This window comes from Thermoactinomyces intermedius (assembly GCF_013912365.1).
Taxonomy (GTDB): Bacteria; Bacillota; Bacilli; order Thermoactinomycetales; family Thermoactinomycetaceae; genus Thermoactinomyces; species Thermoactinomyces intermedius.
In genome coordinates, this window is sequence record NZ_JACETT010000015.1 from 87,214 (window position 1) to 93,895 (window position 6,682).

General features: G+C 49.4%; 9 protein-coding genes. All 9 read left to right on the plus strand.

What is annotated here, in order from left to right; translation table 11 throughout:
• Positions 1-19 precede the first annotated feature (19 nt).
• Entirely contained in the window at positions 20-1,135 is a 1,116-nt protein-coding gene (ribD, locus tag H1R82_RS04360) for a bifunctional diaminohydroxyphosphoribosylaminopyrimidine deaminase/5-amino-6-(5-phosphoribosylamino)uracil reductase RibD (RefSeq protein ID WP_181731640.1), read from the plus strand.
• Positions 1,136-1,150: 15 nt separating this feature from the next.
• The gene (gene ribE, locus H1R82_RS04365; protein ID WP_181731639.1) at positions 1,151-1,798 is read left to right on the plus strand and encodes a riboflavin synthase; all 648 of its coding nucleotides are present in this window, start codon (positions 1,151-1,153) and stop codon (positions 1,796-1,798) included.
• A gap of 11 nt (positions 1,799-1,809) precedes the next feature.
• A complete protein-coding gene (locus H1R82_RS04370) occupies positions 1,810-3,006 on the plus strand; it encodes a bifunctional 3,4-dihydroxy-2-butanone-4-phosphate synthase/GTP cyclohydrolase II (RefSeq protein WP_181731638.1) in 1,197 nt (398 codons plus the stop codon).
• 18 nt (positions 3,007-3,024) lie between these two features.
• Positions 3,025-3,495: a 6,7-dimethyl-8-ribityllumazine synthase gene (gene ribH, locus H1R82_RS04375; protein WP_181731637.1), complete on the plus strand. Its 471-nt coding sequence runs from the start codon at positions 3,025-3,027 to the stop codon at positions 3,493-3,495.
• Between the two features lie 18 nt (positions 3,496-3,513).
• Positions 3,514-4,269 carry a segregation and condensation protein A gene (locus H1R82_RS04380; protein WP_181731636.1) on the plus strand — a complete coding sequence of 252 codons (756 nt, stop codon included), beginning with the start codon at positions 3,514-3,516 and terminating at the stop codon, positions 4,267-4,269.
• Positions 4,270-4,881 carry an SMC-Scp complex subunit ScpB gene (gene scpB / locus H1R82_RS04385; RefSeq protein WP_232333870.1) on the plus strand — a complete coding sequence of 204 codons (612 nt, stop codon included), beginning with the start codon at positions 4,270-4,272 and terminating at the stop codon, positions 4,879-4,881. It abuts the gene before it with no gap.
• A 116-nt stretch (positions 4,882-4,997) separates the two neighbouring features.
• Positions 4,998-5,453: a PTS sugar transporter subunit IIA gene (locus H1R82_RS04390; protein ID WP_181731635.1), complete on the plus strand. Its 456-nt coding sequence runs from the start codon at positions 4,998-5,000 to the stop codon at positions 5,451-5,453.
• Between the two features lie 116 nt (positions 5,454-5,569).
• The gene (locus tag H1R82_RS04395) at positions 5,570-6,220 is read left to right on the plus strand and encodes a DUF2953 domain-containing protein (protein ID WP_181731634.1); all 651 of its coding nucleotides are present in this window, start codon (positions 5,570-5,572) and stop codon (positions 6,218-6,220) included.
• Positions 6,221-6,667: a GerW family sporulation protein gene (ytfJ, locus tag H1R82_RS04400; protein ID WP_181731633.1), complete on the plus strand. Its 447-nt coding sequence runs from the start codon at positions 6,221-6,223 to the stop codon at positions 6,665-6,667.
• Positions 6,668-6,682 lie beyond the last annotated feature (15 nt).

Here is a 6,682-nt window from a genome sequence, read left to right on the forward strand (position 1 = left end):
AAAGAATAAGGAGAGAAGGATGCTGACGACACACGAAACCTGGATGCGTTTGGCATTGCAACTGGCTGAAGCGGCGGAGGGCCAAACTTCCCCAAATCCGATGGTCGGGGCCGTCGTGGTCAAGGACGGGCAGATTGTCGGATCCGGAGCCCATTTAAAGGCCGGCACACCGCACGCTGAAGTCCATGCCTTAAACATGGCCGGGGATGATGCCAGAGGCAGTACGCTTTATGTGACATTGGAGCCGTGCAATCATTACGGGCGCACGCCGCCTTGCACCGGGCGCATCATCGAAGCCGGGGTCCGGCGTGTGGTCGTGGGGTGTGTGGACCCGGATGAAAAAGTGTCCGGCGAGGGGATCAAGCGGCTGCGCGAGTCCGGAATCGAAGTGGTGGAAGGAATCTTGCGTGAAGAATGTTTGCGGTTGAATGAAGCATACTTTCACCACCGGAAAACCAAAAAACCTTTTGTCACGCTCAAGATGGCAACCACCTTGGACGGTAAGATCGCGGCATACAACGGGGACAGCCGGTGGGTCACAGGTCGTGAGTCGAGAGCGCATGTGCATCAAATCCGCAAAAAAAGCGATGCGATCCTTGTGGGCGTGGGAACGGTTTTGGCAGATGACCCGCAATTGACCGCACGGATCGACGGAGAGCCGGTCCGGCAACCGGTGCGGATCGTGTTGGACAGCCGGCTTCGCACCCCGCTGGATGCGCAAATCGTGAACACGGAAGATGCTCCGACCTGGATTTTTACAACGCCCCGCTGTGACCGGAGCAAAGTGGACCGGTTGATTGAAAAAGGGGTCAAAGTGATCGTGACCCAAAGCGAAGACCGGGTTGATATCGATGAAGTGTTGGTTTACTTGGGGCAGCAGGGGATTTTATCGTTGATCGTGGAAGGAGGCAGCCAGGTCAATGCATCCTTTTTGCGGGGCGGCCACGTGCAAAAGGTGATGGCTTATCTGGCCCCCAAATTATTGGGCGGCAAAGACAGCAAAAGTGCCATTGCGGGAGACAATCCCGAACGGATGCAGGAGGCTGTTTCTTTGAAACACACGGAGATCCGGCGCTTTGGGGAAGATTTCCTGCTCACGGGATATATTTCTGATGAAAAGCCGGCACAAGGTTAAAAGGGGGGCGTCAATGTGTTTACAGGAATCATTGAAGAAGTGGGACGGATCAAGCAATTGCGGAAAAATCCGCTGACCATGGAATTGACCATTCAGTGCCGGAAGGTTTTGGAGGGCACCCAACTGGGCGACAGCATCGCCGTCAACGGGGTTTGTTTGACGGTTACCCGGCTGGGCAGTGACTATTTTATGGCCGATGCCATGCCGGAAACCATGAAACGGACCAATCTCGGCAAGTTGAATGTGTCGGATCCGGTCAATCTGGAGCGGGCGGTTGCCGCCGGGCAGCGAATGGGCGGCCATTTTGTTCAGGGGCATGTGGACGGAGTCGGTACCATCCTGTCGAAGACCCCTTATGAAAATGCCGTCGTGTACCGGATTGAAACCAGCCCGCAATTGACCCGATACATGATTGAAAAGGGATCCGTGGCCGTCAATGGCATCAGTTTGACGCTTGTGGAAGTCCGTGACCATGACTTTACGGTTTCCTTGATCCCGCATACTTACAAGCACACCCAATTGCGTGACGCAAAGCAGGGAGACATGGTGAATATCGAAGTGGATATGATCGGAAAATACCTGCACAAGTGGTTTGAGAATAAAACCGGTTCCGGTTCGCCGATCACCCGGGAGATGCTGAAGGAACACGGATTTATCGGATAAGGGGGGATACCATGTCTTTTGATACGATTGAAGAAGCTCTGTCTGCTTTGAAAAAAGGAGAAATCATCATTGTCGTGGATGACGAAGACCGCGAAAATGAAGGGGATTTGGTGGTGCTCGCCGAGAAAGCGACGCCGGAGGCCATTAATTTTATGATCACCCACGGACGGGGTCTGGTGTGTGTGCCGATGACGGAAGAACGTGCACGGGAATTGGATTTGCCGCTTATGGTCCATCACAATACAGACCGGCACGGAACGGCCTTTACCGTGTCGGTGGACGCCATGGAAACCTCGACCGGGATCTCGGCTTTTGAAAGGTCACTTACCGTGATGCAATTGATCGATCCCAATCGGGGAGCCCAAGACTTCCGGCGCCCGGGACACATTTTCCCGCTGATTGCCCGTGAAGGCGGTGTGTTGCGCCGTGCAGGCCACACCGAGGCAGCCGTTGATTTGGCGCGGTTGTGCGGGGCATATCCGGCCGGAGTGATTTGTGAAGTGATCAAAGAAGACGGAACCATGGCCCGTGTGCCCGATTTGAAGGAAATGAGCCGGAAATTTGGATTGAAAATGATTACCATTCAAGATCTCATCCGTTACCGGCGGCAAAAAGAAACATTGATCGAGCGCGTCGTGTCGGTCCGGATGCCGACTGAATACGGCGAGTTTCAAATGATCGGTTACACCAATGAAATTGACGAAAAAGAACACGTCGCCTTTGTCAAAGGAGAGATTGATCCGGAACAACCCGTCTTGGTCCGCGTTCATTCCGAATGCTTGACGGGAGATGTTTTCGGATCCAAACGATGCGACTGCGGACCCCAGTTGCATGCCGCGCTGCGGAAAATCGAAGAAGCCGGACAAGGAGTGCTTCTCTATATGCGGCAAGAAGGGCGCGGAATCGGGTTGATCAATAAATTAAAAGCATACAAACTGCAGGAAGAAGGCTTGGATACGGTGGAAGCCAACCTGCGTCTCGGATTCCGCGATGATTTGCGTGAATACGGGATTGGCGCGCAAATCCTGCGCGATTTGGGCGTGGGGAAAATGCGCCTGATGACCAATAACCCGCGGAAAATCACCGGTTTAAAAGGTTACGGGTTGGAAGTGACAGAGGTGGTTCCTCTGGAAATCCCCGCCAACAAAAATAATCGTCGTTATATGGAAACGAAAAAGGAAAAATTGGGTCACATGTTGCATTTGTAAAAAGAGGAGGAAACAAGAATGCCGAATGTATATGAAGGAAGACTTGTGGCAACAGGAATGCGGTTTGCGATTGTCGCCGGACGGTTTAACGAATTTATCACCGGCAAATTGGTGAATGGAGCCGTTGACGGTTTGAAACGCCATGGAGCTGAAGATGATGCCATTGACATCGTTTGGGTGCCGGGAGCTTTTGAAATTCCGCTGATTGCCGATCAATTGGCTGCATCGAAAAAATACGATGCGGTGATCGCGTTGGGCTGTGTGATTCGCGGCGCCACCACCCATTACGATTATGTATGCAATGAAGTTTCCAAAGGAGTGGCGGCTGCAAGTGTGCGTCATCAACTCCCGGTGATTTTTGGAGTGATCACCACCGAAAACATTGAGCAAGCCATTGAAAGAGCTGGTACCAAAGCCGGAAACAAAGGATGGGAAAGTGCACTGGCGGCCATCGAAATGGCTGATTTGATGAAACAGTTAAATCGTTGATGGGGTAACGATTATCATATGGAAGAAGTAAAAATTAAGCTGGATATGTTTGAAGGGCCTCTTGATTTGTTGTTGCATTTAATCGAAACCTCGGAAGTGGATATTTATGAGGTTCCGATTGCGCAAATCACCGAACAATATATGCAAGTGTTAAACGAAGCCAAAGAGAGAAAGCTGGATGTGGCCAGTGAGTTTTTGGTCATGGCGGCAACGCTTTTGGCCATCAAGAGCAGAATGCTTCTGCCCAAGCAAGAGGTTTTGGAAGAAGACTTTATGATGGAAGAGGATGAATGGTTTGAAGATCCCCGGACGGAACTGGTCGAACGGTTGCTGGAATACAAGAAATATAAACGTTTGGGGGAAGTGTTGCGCCAGCGGGAAGAAGAAAGAAGCAAAATTTACTCCCGTCCGGCGATGGATCTGACGGCCTACACGCCGGAAGTCAATCCGGTTGAAGGGCTTACTCCGGACGATTTGTTGCAGGCATTTGTTGAGGCGCTGAAAAACCGGGAAACCCATGAGCCGGAAGCCAAGTTGACCAGGGAAGAGATTTCGGTCAGTGACCGGATGAATGAAATTGATGAGCTTTTGACAGAAAAAGGGCAGTTGCTCTTTTCCAAACTGATCGATTGGAAAACCGCCACCAAAGAACGGGTGATCACGACCTTTTTGGCGCTTCTGGAACTGATGAAATTAAAAAGGATCGTTTGTTATCAGGAGCATATGTTCGGGGATATCCGGGTGGAACGACTGCAGGCGGAGGTGCAGCCTTAGATGAGCCGGGATATGAAAGCAGTGCTGGAAGGTCTTTTGTTTGCAGCCGGAGAAGAAGGAATGAGCATAAAAGAACTGGCCGATGTGACCGGCTTGGAAAAACACGAAGTGGAACAATGTTTGCATGACCTCAGGGTCGACTATAAGGAACAGCAAAGAGGTATTCAGATCGTCAAAGTGGCCCAGGTTTACCAAATGACCACATTGCCCGAACATGCGCCTTACTTTGAAAAGATGGCCCAAGCCCCGAACCGTTCGCGGCTGTCCCGGGCGGCATTGGAGACCCTTGCCATTATTGCATACCGGCAACCGATTACGCGGGTCGAGATTGAAGAGATCCGGGGGGTCAAAAGCGAACGGGTGTTGCAAGTCCTTTCACGGAAGGGGTTGATTCGGGAAGCCGGCAGGGCGGAAGGAGCGGGACGCCCGATTTTATACGGAACCAGCAAAGATTTTCTGGATTATTTCGGGCTGAACGATATCGAAGAACTCCCCCCGCCGGAATCCATCTTTGATTGGCAGGAATGGGAACAAGAGCGCCAGGATTTGTTTAAGCGTTTGGGTGTGGAACAAACGGAGGAACCGGAGACGGATGAAGGATCTCCCGTTTAAAGGAGGCCGGCCGGCCTCCTTTTTTAAAAAACGAAAAAAGAAAAAGTACCGTTTTTGTAAACGCTTTTAAGGTGAAAAAACGTGAATGGCTGGACCGGAGAGGAGGCAGGCTGAATTTGTTACATGAATTGATCACGAGGGACACCATTGTTTTAAAAGAGGAAGTCCGCAATTGGAAAGAGGCGATTCAATATGCATCCGAACCCCTGTTAAAAAAAGGATGGATTGAGCCGGAATATGTAAAAGCCATGATCCATATTATTGAAACGCTGGGCCCCTATGTGGTGTTGACACCCCATGTGGCCATTGCCCATGCGCGTCCGGATGCGGGAGTGAACCGGTTATCCATGAGTCTTTTGCGGTTAAAGAAGAGTGTTTCTTTTGGAAGAGGACAAGAGGTGCATCTGATTATTATCCTGGCAGCCATCGACCAAAAGCTGCATTTACATGCATTGTCGGATTTATCTCAATTATTGTCTGAAGAGAAAAACATCGAACGGCTGATACATACCGAAAAAATTGAAGAAATTGAAGAACTGATTCATCAATATTCAAGAAAAAAGTGCAATTAGCATCTCATTGGTCGGAATTTTTTAAAAAAGGCCGGGCGGTTTCAAATTTCATTGGATAATAATGTATATTCCCCCGTCATCTTGCCCAAACTACCCAGTGATGGCAGGTGGTGGGGTTGATTTTTTTTCTGATCATTCTTGTGATGCTGTTGGTCTTCTTTATTGTAACCTGGTTTTCCAACATTCAAATTGAATTGCTGTTTAAACGGGAAGCGCAAAACGATTTCGGGAAAATCAAAGTGAATATGTTTGGCGGATTGCTCAGATTTCAATACTATTTGCCGCGTATCCAATGGAGTGGTTTGGATGAAGGGGTGGTCGCCAGGAAAAATGTGACCGGTAAGATTGGCAAGGCCAAAACCAAACCGAAAAAGGAATCGGTTCAAATTGATAAACGGAAAATCAAGAAACTTCATTTTGCATATCGACAAATTCTTTACCGGTTTCATGATTTTCAGCGGATCATGCGGTGGTTCTTTGGAAAAATCACTTGTGAAAAATTTGTCTGGAACACCAAGATCGGGACGGGGGATGCAGCAGAAGCGGGGATTTTAACCGGATTGGCATGGAGCATCAAGTGGATGCTTCTCAGCTGGCTAGGAAATCAAATCCGGTGGAATGCCAAACCGGAGTTGAAGGTGGATCCGAGATTTAATGAAGCGATATTGGAAACTTATTTTCACAGTATAATCCGGTTCCGGATCGGGCATGCTATCCTTGCTGTGAAACGTTTATCAGATCATATGCGGAAAGGGAGGATCCAATAAATGTCTGAGCACCCTATTCAAAACTTGATGGAAACTGCCATGGAAAATATTCGCGAAATGATTGATGTCAATACCATTATCGGTGATCCGGTGGAGACGCAGGATGGCCAGGTCATCATTCCGGTTTCCAAAGTCGGGTTTGGGTTTGCAGCGGGAGGAAGTGAATTCAGAGGACATTCGGATGAAAAAGAGGAGGATGACCAGGAAGGGCGGGGAAATTCCAGAAATTCCGCTGAAAAAAGCCAGGAAAAGCTTCCGTTTGGTGGAGGAAGCGGCGGAGGCGTTTCTGTCACCCCGGTAGCATTTCTTGTTGTCGGTGAAAAAGGAATCCGTGTGTTAAACATGGATAAACAAACCCATTTATATGACCGCCTGATTGACACGGTTCCTGAATTTGTGGAGCAGTTGAAAAACATGATTAAAAAAAGTGATAAAAGTGAAAATTGACACTCCACACGGCTG